The following is a 22312-nucleotide window of genomic DNA, read 5'->3' as shown; positions in this document are numbered from 1 at the left end:
ATGAAAGCAGAGAAATATAGCTATCGAAAGAACTACGGATTACTGTTGATGTTTTTCATCGTAATCAGTGGCTTGTATATATTTGCCTTATTTCTTTCTCGTAGCTATACAGAATCGCATATCAAAAATGAATTTACGAATAGAAAATCGGAGATATTTGATCAGACCTTGGTTCCTTTCAATGATTTTTTTCAAAATAGAATTCCTGAAGTTTCTTTTTATCAAGGTTTTTTGGACTCTGTTCAGGCGGGTAAATATGCTTACAGCATATTAAGTTCTTATCCGTTTGTCAGGGAGATTGGTTTTTTTGATTTACAATTCAATAATGATCATAATTTAAATTATGGCTTTATCGTTAATAACCTCAGAATTCAACCGAAAACGATTACTTTTTTTACTGTTTCCAGATCTGGGCTGCATAAAAATACCATACGAGATCGCGGTCAAATGGGGTTACATTCTGAAGAGATCAATAATATCGGCGTAAAGTTGGCAACGTATATTGATAAATTGCAACCGAATGCCAAACTTTCTGATAAAGATATCTTAAAGGTTTTTTATACCATAAGACCTGGTCAGATTACCTATCTCAATATTCCGAGGGTCAACGATTTAATTGTCTATAAGTCAATTATGGAAGGTAATTTGGATCATACCGTTGGCTACGAACAGGATATGTTTAATTTTCAGATCGATCCAATGTTCCTCGAGGTGAAAAATAGCTATTCTAATCTTTATGAGAAAGTGGAGATTGTTCCTTTGGTAGGTGCACCTATCACACCTGAAAATGACGAGATTTCAACAGAGATGCCTTTACCTGGAGCACTGGCCGACTATAAGCTCCTTTTTAGATCGAGCAAGAACTTTCTTTCCAAAGAAATAAATCGTAGTTTTTGGCCTGTTTTGGGTGGCGTATCGTTGATTTACATCATTTTAATTGCTATACTATATTTAATTTATAGAAATTTAGAAATTAACGGAAGACTTTTTAAATTGCAGTACGATTTCATCAATAATCTTACACACGAGTTTAAGACACCAGTGAGTGTGATTAAGATTGCTGGAAATAACATTAAGAGTGCGCAGGTGCTCTCTGATGAAGAACGTAAAATGTATGGAAATATACTGGATCAGGAGGCAGATCGTTTAAATAACTTGATGAATAAGCTATTATCTTTTAGCCAGATCGAAAATAAAACGATAAAATTAAATAAAGAAGAGGTTGACTTGAAGATGTTTACGGAAAATCTAGTAGCTTCGTCAAGAATAAAATATCCAGATTTCAAGATTAGCACAAAAATTGATGTAAGGACATCAATGCTTGCTGATCCGGTGTTATTAAGTAGTGTGTTTCAAAATATGATTGATAATGCCTATAAATATTCTAAAGCGGGGCATAAAATATTGGATATTGCGATACAACAAAATAAGAAGAATTTTGTTATCACTTTTAAGGATGAAGGAATAGGAATAGAGAAGGCGGAGTTTAACAACATCTTCAAAAAGTTTTATAGAATAAAAAGTCAATATAATCAGCAAGGAAGTATTGGTTTGGGATTGGCTTTCTGTAAAGAAATTACTGAATTTATAGGCGGTGATATTACAGTAAAAAGCCAATTGGGACAGGGAACCACCTTTACCTTGGTATTTCCGGTTTAAAAAATAAATTTAAATATGAAATATCCATGTTTAGAAAGCATTGAAAACTTATCGTTATAAACTGGATATTCCATAAGACATTTAAAAGACAAATTATTTACTTATGAATAAAGACATCACTGTTGCTGTTATTGAAGATGATGACAACTTACGGTTCTTGGTAAAACATCGATTGGAATCCGAAGGCTATCAGGTCATTCAAAGCGGAAATGGGAATGAAGCTGAAAGTTTGATTTTGGAAAAAAGGCCCGATGTTGTTTTGCTGGACTGGATGCTTCCAGGGAAAGAAGGCAACGAGATCTGTGAAGATGTGCGCAAAGCGGGGTTTGAGAATATTATCATCATGATGACAGCTAAATCTCAAGATGTGGACAAAATTGAAGCTTACAGTTTTGGCGTGACTGATTACATTAGTAAGCCTTTCAATATGGATGTGCTTATTGCGATGATCGATAACAAGGTGAAATTTTTCTTACCGAAAAACAGTCCCGAAGTGTACAAGTTTGGTCAGACGGAACATCATCCGAATATTCATTCCTTGATACGTGACGGAAGGAAAGTTGAGTTGACCATTTTGGAAAACCGCATCTTACTTCATTTCCTGCAGAATTTAGGGCGGGAGATTACACGTGAAGAATTAATGGAAGTTGTGTGGGGGTATAGCTCAAATGTCAACACGCGTACTTTAGATATGCATGTGGTTCGTTTACGGAAAAAGATCGAGACAAATCCGGACAAGCCACATTATTTACAGACTGTGCGTGGACTCGGCTATAAATTTGTTGACGAGGAGGAGATTTGATTATAATTAGCGGGTAAGAGTTTGTTTTGTTAAAAACAATTATTATCTTCGTATAGATTCGAAACAAGACCATGTTTCCCGAAGAGGGAAATATGGTCTTGTTTCTTTTTTAAAAAGTATAAAATAAGAAAAAAAATAAAATTATGGCAGAAGTAACTTATTTTACGGAAGAAGGATTGCGTAAGCTTAAAGAGGAATTGGCTTATCTGAAGACGGAAGGAAGATCAAAAATTGCCAATGCTATTGCAGAGGCAAGAGACAAGGGGGATTTGTCTGAAAATGCAGAGTATGATGCGGCTAAAGAGGCTCAGGGGCTTCATGAGGCTAAAATTGCCAATTTGGAGAACACATTGGCTACGGCACGTTTAATTGATGAGTCCAAATTGGATACATCTAAAGTTTTAGCCTTATCGATTGTTAAGATAAAGAACAAAAAGAATGGTGCTGAAATGACTTATCAACTGGTCGCAGAGTCAGAGGCAGATCTGAAGTCAGGTAAGATTTCTGTTAAATCTCCTATTGCCCAAGGTTTGTTGGGTAAATCTAAAGGTGATACAGCTGTTATAGAAGTACCAGCGGGTAAAATTGAATTCGAAATCGTAGATATTTCAAGGTAATATATGTCGGTTATGTGCGGTATGCCATAACCGCACATCTACAAATTAACTTTATATTAAGAAGGTCGTGATGTAGCAATCGCGACCTTTTTTGTTTATATTTGTTGAACAGTGGAATTACAGGGTGTGATAAAGCGGTAGTTAGATTTCTTTAATCGCCGACATACCAAGGGCTTAGTAGATTAAGTCTGTTGTTTGCTGATTATTTTTTAAAAAGATTTATTCCAAGATTAGAATAATATGTCGACAATTTTTTCAAAAATCGTTTCGGGAGAGATCCCAGCTTACAAAGTTGCTGAGAGTAATGATTTTCTAGCTTTTTTGGATATCAGCCCATTAGCTAAAGGGCATGTATTAGTGATACCTAAGAAAGAGACAGATTACATTTTTGATATCGAAGATGACGAATACATGGCGCTTTGGGTCTTTGCTAAGATTGTTGCTCAAGGTATTAAAAAAGTAATTCCATGTGTAAAAGTTGGTGTAGCTGTCGTGGGTTTAGAGGTAGCTCATGCACACATACATTTGGTCCCTATTAATAAAATTAGTGATTTAAACTTTGCTGGACCTAAATTGAGCTTAACTGAGGACGAACTCCATCAGATTGCGACCACTATCCGCGAGTCTATCGTGAGTATAACTGCTCAAAATCAATAATTAGAAAGATTATATTACACTTGATTTACGTTGGTTTTTTAGAAGAATACTATATTTGTACTTTGTTGTTTCAAAATTGTGCAGAAATAAGCGTGGGATTTGTTCTAAATAATGAACGCAACATTGATTTTTACTAAAGGTTATGCATGAACTTTTGTTGTCATTTCAACAATTATTGAACCCAGAGGAACTATTGAGTTCAGGAGGGTTTTATTTAGTTATCCTCATTGTATTTGCTGAGACTGGTCTATTTTTTGGATTTTTTCTACCTGGTGATTATTTATTATTTCTTGCTGGATTATTCTGCGCGCTGAATAAAATTGACGTGAATATATTCACGCTTTGTTTGGGCTTGTTTACTGCTGGGGTATTAGGTAATTTTACAGGATATTGGTTTGGCTATCGAGCGGGACCGATGTTATTTAAGCGAAAAGATAGCTTCATCTTTAAGCGCAAATATGTGGTCATGGCTGAAGAATTTTACCACAAATATGGTGGAACCGCTTTAATTATAGGAAGATTTGTTCCAATAGTTCGTACTTTTGCGCCTATCTTTGCCGGTGTCGTAAAATTAGATTTTAAAAAATTTGTGCTATATAATGTTTCAGGGGCTGCCATCTGGGTGGTAGTTTTGACGCTTTCAGGTTATTTCCTAGGTATCGAATTCCCTGGTATTATTCATTATGTAGAATATGTGATAGTTGGTATGATTGTCATTGCATTTTTGCCAATTGCCATAACGTTATTGAAAAAACGTATTAAGGATAAAAGAAACAAACAAAATATACAGTAAATAAAAAATGAGTAAACAAAATCCTTGGCACATGGTTTCTCCAGGTGAGAATGTGCCAAATGCCGTAAATGCTATCATTGAGATTACAAACGGATCCAAAGGAAAGTATGAATTAGACAAAGAAACTGGTTTGTTGCTTTTGGACAGAGTGATGAGTTCTTCTGTCGTTTATCCTGCCAATTATGGTTTTATCCCACAAACTTATTGCGATGACAAAGATCCGCTGGATATTTTGGTCATTTGTTCAGTGGATATTTTACCATTGACATTAGTTGAGGCACAGGTTATTGGCGTAATGAATATGGTAGATGGTGGAGAGCAAGATGATAAAATTATTGCGGTAGCTAAAAATGATCCTATTTTTAATTACATTAAAGATATTGATCAGTTGCCTCCGCATACAATGAAAGAAATTGTACAATTCTTTGAGAGTTATAAAGCGCTTGAAAAGAAGCATGTCGTTGTTGAGGGTGTGAAGGGACGTGATGAAGCGCAAAGAATCTTGATTGAGGCTATCGAATTGTACAAAACAGAATTTGTTAACAAATAACCCCCAGCATGGCGCTCGATTTATTTTGGACATTGTTTTTAGTACTTGCAAACGGCTTTTTTGTCGCCGCAGAGTTTGCTATTGTCAAGGTCCGAGTCTCCCAAATTGAAGTTCAGGCAAAAACAGGTAGCAAAGTTGCTACCATAGCCAAGAGTATAACGGAACATTTGGATGGTTATTTGGCTGCTACACAATTGGGTATTACACTCTCGTCATTAGCTTTAGGCTGGGTTGGCGAGGCTGTAATGACCCAAATTGTGCAGGGTGCACTGGGTTTTTTCGGTGTTGAATTGACTGGGTCGATTGCTACCAATGCAGGACATGTGTTGGCTTTTTCGATTATTACTGTGTTACACATTGTATTTGGAGAGCTTGCTCCTAAATCGATAGCGATTCAAAAACCTGTTGCAACAACGATGAAAATTGCGGTTCCGCTGCAATTTTTCTACTTTATCTTTCGACCAATTATTTGGGTTTTAAACGGTTTTGCTAATTTCCTGTTAAAGATTTTGGGATTTGAAGTTACCAAAGGAGAATCTGCCCACTCGTCGGAAGAATTACAGTATCTTTTAGATAAAGGTAAAGAATCGGGTGCTTTGGATATTTCCGAGCACGAATTGATTAAAAACGTATTCGATTTTAACGAACGTATCGTTAAGAATATTATGGTACCGCGTACTAGAATTGTGGCGGTGGAAGTTACCGCTGATGCTTCTGAATTGATTGAAACGATGACGGAAGAAGGGTACTCCCGTCTTCCAATCTATGATGATAATATTGACCAAATCGTGGGTATTGTTCATACAAAAGATATTCTACCGCTTTTAGCGAAAGGAAAAGAGGTTGTCATGAAAAATATTATGCGCAAACCCTATTTTATTCCTGAAACCAAGAAGATTAATGATTTGATGGCTGAATTTCAGCTGAAACGGATTCAGTTGGCGATCGTATTGGATGAATTTGGTGGAACGGCAGGTATGGTTACATTGGAAGATATCGTAGAGGAGTTGGTGGGTGAAATCCAGGATGAATATGATGAAGAAACTCCGGTTGTGGAGCGTATTTCCGAAACAGAGTATATGGTGGATGCTGGAGCCAGTATTCATGATGTGAATGAGTTTCTTCCAATAGAGTTACCTGAGAGTCAGGATTACGATACGATGTCTGGTCTTGTGAGTGAAATCTTCGATAAGATACCGGAAGTCGGCGAGCGGAAAGAAGAGTATGGTTACATATTCACCATCATTCGAAAAGCGCAGCAGAATATCGAATTTGTCAAATTGGAATTGGTCGAGTCTGCTGAAGATGATACCGAAGAATAAATAGTAGCGAGTAGCACATGCAGTTATTTTTTACACCGGATTTAAATCCTTCATCAGAAAATTTTATCCTTAGTGAGGAAGAAAGTAAGCACGCTATTCGTGTGCTTCGTATGGATTCCGGTGATCGTTTACATCTTATAGATGGTCGCGGAGGTTTGTACGAAGCTCAAATTATTGACCCACATCCTAAACGCACAGTTCTTGCTATTTTAAATGTGGAGGACGACTTTCAACATCCTCGCTACCATTTACATATTGCGGTGGGGCCAACAAAGAATATCGATCGCATCGAATGGTTTTTAGAGAAGGCAACGGAGGTAGGGATTCAGGAAATCACGCCCCTTATTTGCGAGCATTCTGAGCGAAAAGAGGTTAAATTAGATCGCTTAAACAAGGTGGTTGTTGCAGCGATGAAACAATCCTTGAAAGCTTATCTACCCAAACTTAATGCTGCTGTTTCGTTTAAACAGTTTTTGAAAAATATTCCAACTGAAGGCGTACAAAAAGCAATTGCACATTGTGTGGATGCGGAAAAGAAGTATTTAAACCAAATTTTTGAGCCAGCCAAACATTATATTATCCTTATCGGTCCAGAAGGTGATTTTTCGGACGAGGAAATAAAGCTGGCGATACAGATGGGTTTTCATCCAATCTCGCTAGGAGAGTCGCGTTTGAGGACCGAAACCGCTGCTTTAGCGGCCTGTATGGAAGTTTCCTTACTGAATAGACAGTAAAAATAATAGGGGATCCTGATCCATTAAATGGACTTTGATAGCTTTGTAAAATCCATTTTTTAGTTGTGTAGTAGTAAGCGTTAGTTTACTTTATCGGTTCAGCATCTACAATCTGAATTTCAGCATTTCCTTTCAGCGGATCCTTGGTAAAGATCATCTTTCCTTTTAATTTAATCGGATCTTCTGAGAACTTAATTGCACTACCCTTTAGGGTTACTTCGACCATAGGGGGGATACCATTAGAGCCACAGAATTGACATTGCATAACTGGCAATACCGACATCATAAAGTTTTTATGATTACGGCCACTATGAAGCGGAACCATGTAACCGGGCAGTTCTACTATTTTATTTTCAAGTGCTTTAAGTTCCTTCGGATAGAAAGGAGTATACACTTTCTTTGCACCGTTGTACGTGACCTTGTAGGCCATTTTATCAATCGCTTCCCACGTTTTGTTCATCATGGGCGTATGGTCGGGAATATCCGGATTGCTGCCAATCTGTGCCTGTAACTGTATGATGCCGAAGAATATGAAGAAGAATGCAGTGATAAGTTTTTTCATCTGTTTAATTTTTTCTTGTTGGGATGAAGCTATCCGATTTGTGTTGTTTGACGAATACATCTGATAGCTTCATCGCGGTTAATATTACATATATCGTATTGCTATTTTTTTATTGCAACTATAGGATTTACCAGCTCTGTGCCCCTATTTTTCACTTTAGTTCAGTTGCCAATTATTCTATTTGTTTGACAAAGTACCGGCAATACTTGTCCGATACGCTTTCACAGCAGGAATTAACGCTGCGAGCACACCAATTAGACAAGCGACAGTCAAAAATACCAATTCTTTTGGATGTAGCCTAAAAGCTTCGATAAAGTCGGCACTCTGGCTCGTTTGGTTGCTGATATAGTATAAGGCCAAATGTGCCAATAAAAGTCCCACCAATCCACCAATGATTGTTATTGTCAGGCCTTCTAATAAAACAATGTTGAATAACTTTCCTTTAGAGGCTCCAAGTGTACGCATAATGGCTAGATCATATTTACGTTGTTTCAACGCATTGTAGAGATTAATAAATACACTCAGGCCCGCAATGAGCATGATCACATACGCTAGGATAGCTAGAGAATCCATTCCTACTCCTAACAGTGAAAACAAGCGAGTACTTTCCATCGCTGGAGAAGCAGCTTGCATATCCGTTTGTTGGTCGATCATTTTAGGTAATATACCGATAGCTGCGGGGGATTGATATTTAATCAAAATAGCAGTTATTTCCAGTCCATTTTGCTTCACCATATCCGCGCCAATAGATTTTACAAATATACCTTCCTCTTCGTGTTGGTCTTGCTCATCGTGATCGTGGTCGTGATGATCTTTTCCGCTGGTTCCTAAAGCTGCGTTAGAGTTTTCTTCTAAATCTTCACCATGATGGTGGAGATGGGCTTTGACGGTTTCCTCCCTGTCTTCTTCGCGTTCACGGAGTTCTTTTTGTACTGCAGTTTCTTCGTGATCATGTGCGTGTGCGATTCCATGGACATCCCAGACACTTTCTAAGTTGGTTAATATCAGGTTATCAGTAACATTGTTATTGTGCTTTAAAATGCCGACAATAGTAAAAGGATGTTCATCATGATGATGGCCATCTTTGCTCAAGCCGTGTGAACTATGTATTTGATCACCGATTTTCAGTTGCTGTTTTTTTGCAACCTGGTCACCAATGACTACTTCAAAATTATTTTGCCAAATGCGGCCTTCACGAATAGAAGTCTCATAGATGGACAGGAAAGAGGAATCGGTTCCAACGATGCGATGCCCTTTGAAGTTATCACCTAGCGATAAGGGAACTGCTAGCTGCACAAGCGGATTTTGGCGTAATGGGTCCAGTTCGTCCAATGGAATGTTACCTGTTGGATTGTCGATGTGATAAACACTCGATAAGATCAATTGCAGCGGACTCCCTTTAGCACCAACGACTAAATCAATATTTTTGCTGTTATTGTCAAGCTGCTTTTCAAAAGATTCTCCAGTAATTGAAAGCACGGCAAGGATTGAAATTCCAAATGCCGTTAGCAAGATGCTTAGAAAGACCGAGCCAAACTGTCTACTTAAATTTTTCCAAACCAATTGTATCGTGTTCATAGCAAATTTTAATATCTAAAGGGTGACGCGTAAATAAAGTAAAAAATTATTTTAAAAGGTACATTTTGGAGAATTGATCTTTTATTCTCTTGTCATGGGTAGTTATCAGTAGGGTCGATCCAGCAGTTTCAGCTATCGATAATAGGAGTTCTAATACCCTATGGGTATTGTTGTCGTCCAATGCAGCTGTCGGTTCATCTGCAATCAATAGGGCTGGCTTATTGATAATGCTGCGCGCTATAGCGGCACGTTGCAGCTGTCCACGACTCAATTCGTTTGGGTAGGCATTACTTTTTTGATCTAATTGCAGCTGTTTTAGGATGAGTTCAATAGCGCTTATATCTACTTTTTTTCCGGCTAAAGACTGCGCCAATTTGATATTTTCAATTAACGTTAAATTTTTTAGAAGGTGGGCCTCTTGAAATATGAAACCAATATATTGAGACCTGAACTGATCCAGTTTGCTGTTGGATAACAACGATAAATTTTGACTATATATGTTGACCTGACCTGTTTCTGGTCGTGACAAACCACCTAATATATTTAATAGTGTTGTTTTTCCAGAACCTGAATCGCCTAACAATAGTGTATGTTGACCTTTTTCGATGTAAATATCTGGAAATTCAATTGGTGCTGAATTTGGATACTGGAATGATAACTGTGTAGTCGATACGATTGGAGTGTTCATGGGAATCAGATATTGAAATATATTCAAACTTAGATAAATTGCTTTTTATATGCAATATAATTGCAATTATATTGCATATAAAAAGCAATTCGTATTAGCGGGCTTAGTATTTTCGATGGAAAGGCTACTGATCTATTGGTTATCCTATTGTATCATCGATCTTTAGGTGAACTCGCTAGGGGCTGTACAACGATGCCAAGGATAAAAAGAACCAATTGTGTTAATAAATGTAGTGCTTAATAATTTACTTACACTTCATTAATATCATTTCCTTATAACAGGCTCAAATATGACGCTAATTCGCTATAAAAGCTCTTTTTTACTGAAAATCGAAAAATAACAACGATAGGTAACATTAAATTAACAGCGGATTGATGTAATGGTAATTTGTTGTTAATGTTAACCTAATATTCTGCTAATAGATTTGCAGAAACAAAAAACAAATAAATTGGAACCACAATTACAACTTAAAAGAATCGCTGCTGTCGTAACGCTAGCAGTAGCTGCGTCAACAACAGTTTATGCACAGGGCAGTGGAAAGGTGGCGGGTAAAGTAACAAATGTCAAAACAGGTGAAACAATTACAGGGGTGACAGTTAAGGTGCTCGGGACGGCGAGAGTGGGAAGTTCGGATGTGACTGGTAATTATAATATTCCCGCAGTACCTGCGGGTAAGTATACATTAGAATTTAGCTATGTAGGATTTGCTACTAAGCAAATTACAGATGTAGAGATAAAAGATAAAGATGTTACGACACTAGATGTAGTACTTGATAATACTGGGGGAACAGTATTGGATCAGGTTGTAGTAACAGGAACTTTTAAAAGAGAGTCGATCAATGCTTTGTACTCGCAACAAAAGAATAGTGCTAGAATTTCCAGTGGTATTTCGACTGAACAAATTAAGAGAAGCCCAGATAGAAATACTTCTGAGGCCATTAAGCGCGTAAGTGGTGCTAGTATTCAAGATAATAAATATGTTATTGTAAGAGGGTTGAGCGATCGCTATAATTCAGCTATGTTGAATAATGCGATTTTACCTAATACCGAAGTAGATAAACGTGCATTTTCATTTGATATTATTCCTTCGAATTTAATTGAATCGATCATTATCAACAAAACTGCAACACCAGATATTCCTGCTGATTTCTCTGGGGGTGTGGTTCAGGTGAATACGAAAGATTTTCCGGAGAAAAATTTCCTTGATGCATCAATTGGAACATCTTATAACACGCAATCTACATTTAAAAATTTCACTTCAGCAAAAAGAGCTGGAGGCGAAGTTTTTGGTTTTGCGAGCAGTGATCGTGAAATTCCTAAGAGTTTCCCTTCAACAAAAGATTTTCAAGCTTTACAAAATAATTCAAATGAAATTTTTGAGTATTCTAAATTATTTAAAAACAATTGGGGATATGATACGAAGAAATCAACACTCACTCCGAATTTTCAGTTAAACTACGGTTCTACTAAAAATTTCAAAGATGATTCTAAATTCGGAACTATTCTTTCCTTGACTTATCGCTATGACCAACGAAAAAGAGAAGCCGATCAAAAAGCGTATGTTGGGCAATCATTGCCGGAAGTATTCCATGATGATCAATATAGTTACAATACAAATTTAGGTGCTCTTGCAAATTTCTCATATTCTTGGAAATCAAATAAGATTTCATTTAAAAATTTATACAATAGGATCTTAGAGAATCAATTTACATTCCGAGAAGGGAAAGATGATTCTGGTAGTGAATTTTATCGTACAGGGGATTATTTATTGCAACGTTCTATTTTAACCAATCAGTTGTCTGGTGAGCATGTTCTTTTAGAGAAGAGTAAATTGAAATTAGATTGGTCATTGAATTACGGACGTACAGATAGAGATGAACCTGGTTACAAACGTATGGAATATTCTAAAGATGGTATTGCATCGATTTCAGCTACAAGTTCCTCCACAGCGGACAGGGCTGGTAATTTCAACTCTACAATGACTGAGAATTCTTACGGAGGAGCTTTAAATTTGACCTTGCCAATACGTTTGTTCTCGGAAAATGACAAATTGAAAGCAGGCTATTTCAACCAGTTACGTGACAGAAATTTTAATGCCAGGGTGATTGGATTTATTCGAAATGGAAACTTCGACGCGAGCTTACTAAAACTTCCACAAGATAAAATTTTTGATCAAGCTAATATTCGTCCAAATGGATTTATACTGAATGAAATAACTAATGGCGGTGATCATTATGATGCGAAAGCATTTTTGAATGCTGGTTATTTGATGTATGATGGAATTGTAATGGAGAAATTAAGGGTAATAGCAGGCGCTCGTCTTGAATCATATAATCTAAAGTTGAATAGTGAAGACAATGGTAATCCAGTAGGTGTTGATACAACGACAATCTCTTTATTACCATCACTGAATTTGATCTATAATTGGGATAGCAAACAGAGTTTTCGTTTTGCGGCGTCACAGACAGTAGGTAGACAAGAGTTTAGAGAGATGGCTCCCTTTCCATTTTATGACTTTAATAAGAATATGAATGTTAGAGGAAATCCTAATCTGAAACAATCGAAGACGTCAAATTTTGATTTGGGGTATGCATATTATCCGACTGCTGGAGAAGTACTATCGATAGGGGCATTTTATAAGTATTTTGAAAACCCGATCGAGCAAGCACTACAGTTAGGTAATTCAGGCCGTTCATTCAATTATACCAATTCAAAATCTGCAGATGTATTTGGTGTGGAAGCTGAGATACGTAAGAATCTGAAATTTATTGATGAGCGATTGGATAATTTTGTTATCAACGCTAACGGGTCATATATATATTCGAAAGTTATCGTTCCAACTACTGTAAACTCGACCGGTAAACGAAAATTACAAGGACAATCGCCCTATTTAATCAATGCTGGACTGTCATATACGACCAAAAATCCAAATACTACAGCGATTACACTATTATATAATAGAGTAGGACCAAGAATATGGGCAATTGGTAATGCGGAAGATCCAGATATTTACGAATATTCTAGGAATATTCTTGATTTGCAGCTGGCGCAAAAATTTGCGAACTCTAGGGCCGAAGTAAAATTAAACTACAGTGATATTTTAAACAATAAAGCCTATTTCTATCAAAAGCCAAAAGGATCAGATCCGAACGCAGCATTCAATAAAAACACAGATAATATCAATAGAGCGGAGCAATATGGATCAACTGTTTCTCTTACTCTTTCTTATAAATTTTGGTAGTATATTGTTAATTCATAAATCCTTAACATAGTATTAATTGTATCGTTAAATTAAATTATTCTTTTTGTATAAATAAAACATGAAAATGAAAACGAATTTAAACTTAAATCTTTTAGCTGTTTTAGCAGCAGGATTGACTGCATTTGCAAGCTGTAGCAAGAGTGATCCTGCAGTAATAGATCCTCCTGTTAAACCTGGTGATTCAAATGAATCACTTGCAGATTCATTCTTTGAGAAGGTAGCCTACAAAGGAGCGTTCGGTACTACTGACTGGACATCTGGATGGGTTAATTATGAGCCAAACAAAACGGCATATTCTACTGCTACAGAAGAGCTTTCAGGTGAAATAGCTACGGACAGAACTTTAGACGCTTCAAAAACATATTTGTTGAAAGGTTTTGTATATATTAAAAGTGGTGTTACATTAACAATTCCTGCAGGAACAGTTATTAGAGGCGATAAAAATACCAAAGCAACGCTGGTTGTCACTATGGGTGGTAAAATAAATGCTGAAGGAACTGCAGCAAAGCCAATTGTATTTACTTCAAATCAACCGGCTGGTACTAGAGCTCCCGGCGATTGGGGTGGGATAATTATCTTAGGTAAAGCTCCTAACAATATCCCTGGCGGCACGGGGCTGATCGAAGGTGGCTTGACAGCTCCATACGGAAACCACGGTGGGACTGCTGCGGACGATAACTCAGGTGTTCTTAAATATGTACGTGTAGAATTTCCTGGTATCGCTTATACGACCAATAATGAAATTAACGGAGTTACGTTTGGTTCAGTTGGTTCTAAGACAACCGTTGAATATGTTCAAGTGGCCTATTCTGGTGATGATTCTTTTGAGTGGTTTGGCGGTACAGTAAATGCTAAGCACCTTGTTTCTACAGCAAATATCGATGATATCTTTGATTTCGATAATGGTTACTCAGGAAAACTTCAATTCTTAGTAGGTCTTAGAGATCCGAAATTAGCGGATCAAGCGGGGCAATCAAATGGAATTGAATCCGATAATTCAGAGAAAGTTTTTGATTCTTCTCCAAGAACGCGTCCCGTAATCTCAAATATGACTTTGATAGGTCCAGGAAATACAGAGGTTGATGCAAAGCATGAGTACGCGAATTTGTGGAGAAGAGGAAGTAAGATGATCCTTGCTAACTCAATCTTTATCAACATGCGTTATGGAATTGATATACGTGATAAAGAAACTGGTGACGCATTGACAGATAAAACATCTTTGATCAAAAATAATATTTACCAATCATTTACGGCAGAAAGGGCTGTGATAGCCGATGGTTCAATACCTTCATTTGCTACCGTTGATTTATTAAAAACGTATTTGACAACAAATAACAATACATTCTTGGATGATGCGGCTGCTAAAAATCTTTTGGTTAACCCATATAGTTTAACAGCGCCAAACTTCATCCTGAAATCAGCATCAGTAGCTGCTACTGGAGCTTCTTTCTAAAAAAAAAGTTATTGTATAGTGAAATAGATAGAAAAATCCTGCCTTGAGCAGGATTTTTTTGTAGCATATGTATGAACTAATTCGTTGTAAAGAGAAATAAAATAAATCTTAAAATATGAAAAATGCGATCTACTTGGTTTTAATGGGTATTTTACTCCTTTTGGGCTGTAAGAAATCTGATAATACAACTGATTCAGAAACTACAGGGCTGAAAGTCGAAATAAAAGGAATTTCTGGCTGGGGTGAGTTTGTAAATATCAGTGTAGATCAAAATAAGACAGCGGTAAAGTATCCTGCAGAGACTAATGGAAGTCCTCAAACGGCAAGGGATAAAAGCTATAGAACCAGTGAAAAAACTTTTAGAAAGCTGTCGTCATATGTCGAAACTTACAACTTATTGGATGCTAAAATCCAAGAGTGTGCACGTTGTGTAGACGGGATGGATTATGTAATCACAGTAAGATCTGGAAGCGTGGAAAACACCGTAACAATAGCCGTAAACCGTACGGATGGTAAATATGCTGATGTGCTTGATTTTATAAGTAAGCTATAGAAAGCGCAAAAGCGCTGTCGTGAATCATTTATTGTTCAGCAAAATATTGATTTTAGCTAAATCATATACTATATAGCCAATATCGAAATGCGATTTACAAAGTAATATTATCTGGGCTCATAATGATAAACAATCTGATAAGACTGATTTTTAAGCTCCTCAGATAGTTGACCTATATCTAGTGTTTGCGCTTGTGGTGTAGGCTCACAGACCGAATAATATTTTCCATTGTACAAAATAGCGTTACCAATAGGATGTTCAAATTGAACGGCCATTGTCACATGTGTGGGATATAACAGGGTAATCATGGGTAGATTGTAAATTTCCTTTACCAGATAAAAAAATAAGGCTACCCGATCATCACAGTCACTGTATTTATTTAATAGGGTTTGTTCAGCCGAAAGACGTTTTTCAGCTCCAAAATTCTCTTCATCATTTTCATATAAAAAGGCATACCGGGTAAACCGCATTAAATAATCTACTCCTTCCTGTTGGCTCTTTCCACTTAAATTGTCCTTAAGCGCCGGAATAAGCGATTGATAGGTTTCTTTGCTTAGCGGAATATTGAAATAAGTTTCAAAATCCACACCAGGATAGTTTTTAAAAAGGTCACTGATATCGTCATTCAACTTGATGTTAAAATGGTAGGCTTTATGGCCATAATTGAACGCGATCTGCTTTTCCTTATAGTTTGCAGGTGCAAAATCAGGCAATTTTGTGATTTTATAACTGAAATCTTCGATAGCTTCCGGAATCTTTATGTTGACTGGAATGTAGGTGTCAGCTCGTTGAAACAATTTTCCGTAGTCATGGAAATTTAAACAGGTATATTTCTTGCCGTCAATTTCAAAAAATGGAATATCAGAAATATCTTCTTTGTTCTGAATGAAAAATATGATTTGATTATTACCAACAGCCAAGCGGGCGTCATAACCAGATTTACACATTAAAAACCATTTGTACAACGTGTAGCGTGTATAATTTTCAGCTTTCGGAGCAATCTGTTGTGCTGTACGGCGAATCAACTGATAATATACCCAATCATTCAAATGATGTTCATCTTTGTATTCGAGCAAACTGTTTACAAGTTGTATATAATCTGTCTGATCCGCTGTTTGATAGAATTTTTGTACATGCGCTATCGTCAAGCTGTCTTTGAATGGAATGTTAAAGGAAGTCGGAACATCGATGGATACCTTTCCGTCATAAAAATCGAAATCATGATGTTGCGCCCACAGCTGTTGTGAAGCGCAGGTCAACCATACGATGATGGTGAATAACACCCGATATATTTTTCTTGATCTCAATTCTTAACAATTTGATAACATTAGTGTAATATAAATTTAACAAATTGTAATTGCTTTTCGAAAAAATTGTAGAAAATATTTTTAGCCTACCGCAAATTGATAGTATATGTAAACTTATTCCAGTGTAAGACATAATCGTTTGCCAGTGCATGCTAGGGAGACTTTGTTCGCTAGCTTTTCGGTACTGATTCGTACCATCTTCGGAGTTCCCCCACTGCCTGCCCACTGATTCTCCACCTCGGGCCCACATAAACAGTGGGGAAAGAGTGGGGGATCAGTGGAGCGAGAGTGGACGCACGGCGAACAAAGGGCGAACAAAGGGCGAAGGAATTGCGAAGAAGCTATAGTTTAAAGACTCAGCTTTTCGATAAATTACGCGATTAGTAGGTGACTTTAGGTTTATTATTTTCACAAATTACACCCTTAGCTGGTTTGTCATTTGTCGTACTGCAATTTAAGCTTTTATCCAGCGTTCTTTTGGCATTGTCCAAATGGTTATATTGTTCTGCCATATTCCCAAACTCAGCAAAGTTCTCTTTGTCTGTATACAATATGGAAATAAACTCGCAGTCTTTACGAAAGGGGGCAATGTGCCATTTACTGGGGTCGTTGCAGGGAATGTCATCAAAAAAGGTCTGTAGCTTGGGGAGCAGATCTGCCAGTCGTTGGTTGATCTCTGATAGTTCCAAATCTCTAGCTGAGGCGACTTTCAGTTTGCCGGCAATGCAACGTATTCCAAAATGAGGAGGAAGATAGTTGGGCGAAACACTGGTGTCGTAAACAATAGGTCCTTTATATACTTTCTGTGCCCTTTCTCTGAGCGCTGCAGCTTCGGTAATTAATGTATTATAGGCTTGTTCAAAGCTCGGGTGTACGGGTACATAGGTGTAATAAAGCGTGTCAACCCGGCATTCCTTTAAATCACTGCAGGAAATATTTTCGGTTAGTTTAACCGCTTGTTGGATTTTAGCTGCTGCCAGACTTGTGAGTTCGTCGTAGCTGTCTTCTTTTTTACAGCCTACAAAGAGAAGTGTACTACATAAAAAAGCGTAGAATAGGTGTTTTAAGTGCTTCATAAATTGGTTTTTTTAAGCTTAACGAAAGCTTTCAGCTATCCGCTACAGTTGCAAATCAATGTGACGTGGAAAAATAGTATTAAAATTCGTATCTTCGTGCAATGGATAATTTTATTGTTTCTGCACGTAAATACCGCCCGATTACCTTTGATTCGGTTGTAGGTCAGCAACACATTACGGGTACCTTAAAGAATGCGATACACAACAACCAGTTGGCGCAGGCATTTTTGTTTTGTGGTCCTCGTGGTGTGGGTAAAACTACCTGTGCACGCATTTTAGCTAAAACAATAAATTGTGAAAATATCTTAGAGGGTACTGAGCCATGTGGCGAATGCGACAGCTGTAAATCTTTCCAAAACGGTAATTCATTTAGTATTCATGAACTGGATGCAGCATCGAATAACTCGGTCGATGATATCCGTAATCTTATTGAGCAAGTACGGATACCTCCACAGGCAGGAAAATATAAAATCTATATCATAGACGAGGTACATATGTTGTCTCAGGCGGCTTTCAATGCATTTTTGAAGACCCTCGAGGAACCGCCTTCTTATGCAATCTTTATTCTTGCAACGACAGAGAAACATAAGATTTTACCGACGATACTTTCGCGTTGTCAGATTTTCGATTTTAACCGCATCAAAGTGGAAGATATGGCTAATCATTTGGCTAGTATCGCAGATCGGGAAAGTATCGCTTATGATCAGGATGGATTGCATATCATTGCACAAAAGGCAGACGGTGGGCTTCGAGATGCGCTGTCGATGTTTGATCAGATCGTCAGCTTCTCCAATAAAAATGTCACCTACCAAGCTGTCATTGATAATCTAAATATTTTAGATTACGACTATTATTTCAAGTTAACAGATGCTATTTTAACCGAAGACGCAGCACAATCCTTACTGCTTTTCAATGAAATTTTGAACCACGGATTTGATGGTAGTCATTTCGTTGCAGGTCTGTCATCGCATTTCAGAAACTTGCTCGTTGCCAAAGAACCGTCAACTTTAAAATTGCTAGAAGTTAGTGATAGTATTCGTCAAAAATATCTGCAGCAAGCTCAAAAGGCTTCTCCGGGATTTTTGTTATCAGCATTGAATATTTCCAATCAATGTGAAATTAACTATAAGACGAGTAAAAATCAACGTTTGCAGGTCGAACTTTCACTTCTCAAGACCTGCCATATAGCACATGCGATCAAATTGAGCCAGCTTGGATCCGTCCAGATGTCTTCGGCCAGCGAGGAAGTAAAAAAAAAACTTCCTGAGCCAATAGCAGCACAGCCAAAACAAGGGGCTTCGGCTGTCGTTACACCTCCGATAATTTCATCAAGCAATGTTCCTGTTATTGAAAAACAGGTTGCGCCGCCACCTCCACAAGCTACCCCTGTAAATTATCAGGCTTCGGACGCAAAGGCCGAACCGAAAAAGGATCCTGTTTCGAATGTTCCTCCAAAAGTGAAAAAAGGAGGGTGGGGGGCTTCCGCTTCGGCAATTATTCCTTCTTTGCCCGACTTGAATACCATATACGATAACAATGCGGTTGCCAAAGAAGGGGACGAACCAGAATTGATACGTGGAAGCGAACAACGTGAGGTTTCATTCGGTCAATTTATTGCGGTTTGGAACAGTTATGCTGAACAGCTTAAAGCAGAAAACAAGATTAACCTATACACCATGATGACGGCCATGCAGCCCCGATTAAATGGTGTATTGATTGAAATTGATGTTGAAAATGGAGTTCAGATGGATGTATTGCAAAGTGCAAAGGTCGATGTACTGAATTATTTGCGTGTGAAGCTCCAGAATTTTTCGTTGGATCTAAAGGGGGTGATGATGGAGCATACTATTTCGCGCAAACCCTATACCTCACAGGAGAAGTATCAAGCCATGGTCAATAAAAACCCACTATTAGATACGTTGCGGAAGGAGTTCAACTTGGGGCTAAGCTAATTCGGAGACTTTAATTGTTTTTTATTTTTGTACATTTGCAATCTCTTCTATGAAGAGCAGAATATTTAGTTTTTATTATGCAAGGAAATTTTCAGAGACGTGATCGCGACCACGGCGAAAGACGTGAGGTGAATCAGATGGTATTTGGTATTCGTGCTGTTATGGAAGCAATCGATAGCGGTAAAGAGATTGAGTCATTGTTTATACAACGTGGTTTGAGTGGTAGTTTGATTCTAGAATTGAAAGCCTTGCTAAAAGAGCATAATATCGCTTTTCAACAGGTGCCGATCGAGAAGTTAAACCGGATAACACGCAAAAACCATCAAGGTGTAATCGCTGTCATTTCGCCAATCACCTATCACGATATTGAAGATCTTCTACCACAGATTTATGAAAAGGGTGAAACACCTTTACTTTTGATGTTGGATGGAGTAACAGACGTGCGTAATTTAGGCGCTATCGCGCGGACAGCTGAATGTTCGGGTGTTCATGCGATCATTGTTCCCAAAAAAGGCTCTGCTGAAGTTAATCCTGACGCGATAAAAACATCCGCGGGCGCACTTTATAAAATTCCTGTTTGCCGCCACGACAGCCTTTCAAAAGTAGGTAAATTTTTGATTGATTCTGGTGTACAGTTAGTCGCTAGTACAGAGAAAACGACGACGAGTATATACGATGTCGATTATACGTCGCCAACCTGTGTGATTATGGGGGCGGAGGATATCGGTGTATCCAATGACCTAATCCGTATTGCGGACAACCTTGCAAAGATTCCAATGTATGGTGAAATCAGTTCATTAAATGTATCAGTTTCTGCGGCAGTTGTGATCTACGAAGCAATTCGCCAACGGATTGCTAAAAAGTAACACCATACTTTATTGATAATAAAAAATCCTTTGTATTTTAACAAAGGATTTTTTTGTAAGCTAGATTTGATAAATTTGCTCGATCTCTCGTTCGTATTTTTGTAGGATAACTTTTCTTTTCATCTTTAAAGTAGGGGTCAATTCACCGGTCTCAATCGTCATTTCATTAGGGATGATGGCAAATTTTTTGATTTGTTCCCAGTTTCCAAAATTTTTATTGATACGGTTTAGTTCCGACTCGATTTTCTGCTTCAGTTCAGGGCTGTTTAGAAAATCTCGTCTAGAAAGATCTGCCAGGGAGGGAAATGCTGTTTTCGACCATTCTAAGAGATTTGTATAGTTGGAAAAAATCAAAGCTGCAGGAAACTTACGCCCTTCTCCAAGTACCATGGCCTGTTCGATAAATGGAGATTCTACCAGCTTCGATTCAATCTGCTGAGGAACAATATATTTTCCTCCAGAGGTCTTGAACATCTCTTTCTTTCGATCGATAATTTTAAGGAATTTGCCATCTACCCATTCGCCAATGTCTCCTGTGTACAACCAACCATCTTTAATTGCTTCTGCTGTAGCCTCCGGATTTTTATAATAACCGATCATATTATTTTCTCCTTTCGTCAATATTTCACCATCGGGCGCAAGCTTAATTTCGATATGAATTAATGGCAAGCCAACTGTTCCAATTTTCATACCTCTTCTATAACAGTTTACGGCGATACATGGTCCGGCTTCAGTAAGACCATAGCCTTCATAGATCGGAATTCCTGCAGCCATGTATAGACGGATTAACCTTTGCTGTAGTGCAGCGCTTCCAGAAGCAATTCCCTTGATATCATCACCGAAGGCCCTGCGCCATTTTGAAAAAACTAATTTACGGGCAATTTTCAACTGAAGATCATACCACCATGAGCGTCCCTCGAGTTTGTATTTTTCGCCGAGGTTTATAGACCAGAAGAATAGTTTCCGCTTAATCCCGGTTAGCTGTTCTCCCGTTGCCATAATCTTTTCATAAACTTTCTCCAAAACCCGAGGAACAGCAGAGAAAATATGTGGCTTTACAGATTTAAAGTCTTCACCTATTGTATCCATGGATTGAGCAAAGAAGATTGTCAAGCCTTTGTACATATACACATATTGGAACACGCGCTCATAGGCATGGCAAACTGGAAGAAAGGAGAGTGCCCGGTCGCCACGTTGAACAGGAAAGGAATATTCGCTACTATAAGTATCTGCCAATAAATTTTTATGAGACAACATAACGCCTTTTGGGTTTCCTGTTGTTCCAGAGGTATAAATGATGGACGCCAAAGCATCGGGTTTTATATGATTACGTAGCTGGTTTAGCGTTTCATCTGTAATAATCTCCCCACTTGCAACGAAATCCTTCCAATGGTTGAGATCATCTTCTTTTTCGAAGCTGTAGATCGCATTTAATTGAGGACAATCATCTTTTATCGTTAATATCTTTGTATAGAGTTCTTTTGAACTGACAATGCAGGTTTTAATTTCGGCATGATTGAAAATATAGGTATAATCCAACGTCGAAATATTGGGGTAAATCGCGACAACAACAGCGCCAATTTGTTGGGTAGCAAAGTCAAGTATATTCCATTCGACACGGTTTTCACTAATCAAGGCCACCTTTTCTCCAGGTTGCACCCCTAGTGCGATCAGACCTTTCGATGTCTGGTTAACTTGCTCAATAAATTCAGTATTGCTCAGTTTTACCCATTTGTTATCTTTTTTAAATGAAAACATAGGAAAGTCTGGTGCAATATCATATTGAAGATATGCTAAATCAAATAATCTCGTTGCTGTTGGCATAGTGAAAATCCAGTTCTTATAATACAGCTAATTTACGTTTTTTTATAGAGACCGCCG

At 37.8% G+C, this 22312-nt stretch carries 19 protein-coding genes; 13 read left to right on the top strand and 6 right to left on the bottom strand.

Translation table 11 applies throughout. From position 1 onward, the window contains the following. The 8 genes from B3139_RS10030 (at position 1) to B3139_RS09995 (ending at position 7134) form a co-directional block, all read left to right on the top strand. A complete protein-coding gene (locus tag B3139_RS10030) occupies positions 1 to 1659 on the top strand; it encodes a sensor histidine kinase (RefSeq protein ID WP_209579069.1) in 1659 nt (552 codons plus the stop codon). Between the two features lie 103 nt (positions 1660 to 1762). Next, positions 1763 to 2461, top strand: coding sequence for a response regulator transcription factor (locus B3139_RS10025; RefSeq protein WP_293882468.1), 699 nt, complete (start codon positions 1763 to 1765; stop codon positions 2459 to 2461). Between the two features lie 143 nt (positions 2462 to 2604). Continuing rightward, positions 2605 to 3078, top strand: coding sequence for a transcription elongation factor GreA (gene greA, locus B3139_RS10020; RefSeq protein ID WP_209579070.1), 474 nt, complete (start codon positions 2605 to 2607; stop codon positions 3076 to 3078). Positions 3079 to 3318: 240 nt separating this feature from the next. Continuing rightward, positions 3319 to 3735: an HIT family protein gene (locus B3139_RS10015; protein WP_209579071.1), complete on the top strand. Its 417-nt coding sequence runs from the start codon at positions 3319 to 3321 to the stop codon at positions 3733 to 3735. Between the two features lie 142 nt (positions 3736 to 3877). Further along, positions 3878 to 4528 carry a DedA family protein gene (locus B3139_RS10010; protein WP_209579072.1) on the top strand — a complete coding sequence of 217 codons (651 nt, stop codon included), beginning with the start codon at positions 3878 to 3880 and terminating at the stop codon, positions 4526 to 4528. Positions 4529 to 4535: 7 nt separating this feature from the next. Further along, positions 4536 to 5078 carry an inorganic diphosphatase gene (locus B3139_RS10005; RefSeq protein ID WP_209579073.1) on the top strand — a complete coding sequence of 181 codons (543 nt, stop codon included), beginning with the start codon at positions 4536 to 4538 and terminating at the stop codon, positions 5076 to 5078. A gap of 8 nt (positions 5079 to 5086) precedes the next feature. Continuing rightward, positions 5087 to 6400: a hemolysin family protein gene (locus B3139_RS10000; RefSeq protein ID WP_209579074.1), complete on the top strand. Its 1314-nt coding sequence runs from the start codon at positions 5087 to 5089 to the stop codon at positions 6398 to 6400. A gap of 17 nt (positions 6401 to 6417) precedes the next feature. Next, positions 6418 to 7134 carry a 16S rRNA (uracil(1498)-N(3))-methyltransferase gene (locus tag B3139_RS09995; protein ID WP_293882461.1) on the top strand — a complete coding sequence of 239 codons (717 nt, stop codon included), beginning with the start codon at positions 6418 to 6420 and terminating at the stop codon, positions 7132 to 7134. A gap of 85 nt (positions 7135 to 7219) precedes the next feature. Here B3139_RS09995 and B3139_RS09990 read toward each other — a convergent pair whose 3' ends face one another. The 3 genes from B3139_RS09990 to B3139_RS09980 all read right to left on the bottom strand — a co-directional run bounded on the left by B3139_RS09990 (position 7220) and on the right by B3139_RS09980 (position 9962). Then, positions 7220 to 7696, bottom strand: coding sequence for a hypothetical protein (locus B3139_RS09990; protein WP_293882459.1), 477 nt, complete (start codon positions 7694 to 7696; stop codon positions 7220 to 7222). Between the two features lie 177 nt (positions 7697 to 7873). After that, on the bottom strand, positions 7874 to 9274 hold the full coding sequence (locus tag B3139_RS09985; protein WP_293882457.1) for an ABC transporter permease: 1401 nt from the start codon (positions 9272 to 9274) through the stop codon (positions 7874 to 7876). A gap of 46 nt (positions 9275 to 9320) precedes the next feature. After that, positions 9321 to 9962: an ABC transporter ATP-binding protein gene (locus tag B3139_RS09980; protein ID WP_293882455.1), complete on the bottom strand. Its 642-nt coding sequence runs from the start codon at positions 9960 to 9962 to the stop codon at positions 9321 to 9323. Between the two features lie 448 nt (positions 9963 to 10410). On the opposite strand from B3139_RS09980, the gene B3139_RS09975 reads away from it, so the two are divergent. The 3 genes from B3139_RS09975 (at position 10411) to B3139_RS09965 (ending at position 15230) form a co-directional block, all read left to right on the top strand. Next, a complete protein-coding gene (locus B3139_RS09975) occupies positions 10411 to 13203 on the top strand; it encodes a TonB-dependent receptor (RefSeq protein ID WP_293882453.1) in 2793 nt (930 codons plus the stop codon). Between the two features lie 85 nt (positions 13204 to 13288). Further along, complete coding sequence (locus tag B3139_RS09970; protein WP_209579080.1) at positions 13289 to 14677, top strand: hypothetical protein; 1389 nt, start codon at positions 13289 to 13291, stop codon at positions 14675 to 14677. 115 nt (positions 14678 to 14792) lie between these two features. After that, a complete protein-coding gene (locus B3139_RS09965) occupies positions 14793 to 15230 on the top strand; it encodes a hypothetical protein (RefSeq protein ID WP_293882451.1) in 438 nt (145 codons plus the stop codon). 107 nt (positions 15231 to 15337) lie between these two features. Here B3139_RS09965 and B3139_RS09960 read toward each other — a convergent pair whose 3' ends face one another. Next, on the bottom strand, positions 15338 to 16537 hold the full coding sequence (locus B3139_RS09960; protein WP_293882449.1) for a hypothetical protein: 1200 nt from the start codon (positions 16535 to 16537) through the stop codon (positions 15338 to 15340). Between the two features lie 380 nt (positions 16538 to 16917). After that, positions 16918 to 17613 (bottom strand): hypothetical protein, encoded by a 696-nt coding sequence (locus B3139_RS09955; protein WP_293882447.1) that lies wholly within the window; start codon positions 17611 to 17613, stop codon positions 16918 to 16920. A 101-nt stretch (positions 17614 to 17714) separates the two neighbouring features. Between B3139_RS09955 and B3139_RS09950 the strand changes: the two genes are divergently transcribed. Beyond that, positions 17715 to 19565, top strand: coding sequence for a DNA polymerase III subunit gamma/tau (locus tag B3139_RS09950; protein WP_293882445.1), 1851 nt, complete (start codon positions 17715 to 17717; stop codon positions 19563 to 19565). A 77-nt stretch (positions 19566 to 19642) separates the two neighbouring features. Continuing rightward, positions 19643 to 20431, top strand: a complete 789-nt coding sequence (gene rlmB / locus B3139_RS09945; RefSeq protein ID WP_293882443.1) for a 23S rRNA (guanosine(2251)-2'-O)-methyltransferase RlmB — start codon at positions 19643 to 19645, stop codon at positions 20429 to 20431. A gap of 60 nt (positions 20432 to 20491) precedes the next feature. Here rlmB and B3139_RS09940 read toward each other — a convergent pair whose 3' ends face one another. Continuing rightward, a complete protein-coding gene (locus B3139_RS09940; protein ID WP_293882441.1) occupies positions 20492 to 22255 on the bottom strand; it encodes an AMP-dependent synthetase/ligase in 1764 nt (587 codons plus the stop codon). Between the last annotated feature and the right edge of the window lie 57 nt (positions 22256 to 22312).

This window comes from Sphingobacterium sp. UBA1498 (assembly GCF_002325125.1).
Lineage (GTDB): Bacteria > Bacteroidota > Bacteroidia > Sphingobacteriales > Sphingobacteriaceae > Sphingobacterium.
This window is presented reverse-complemented; position numbering and strand designations above follow the sequence as displayed.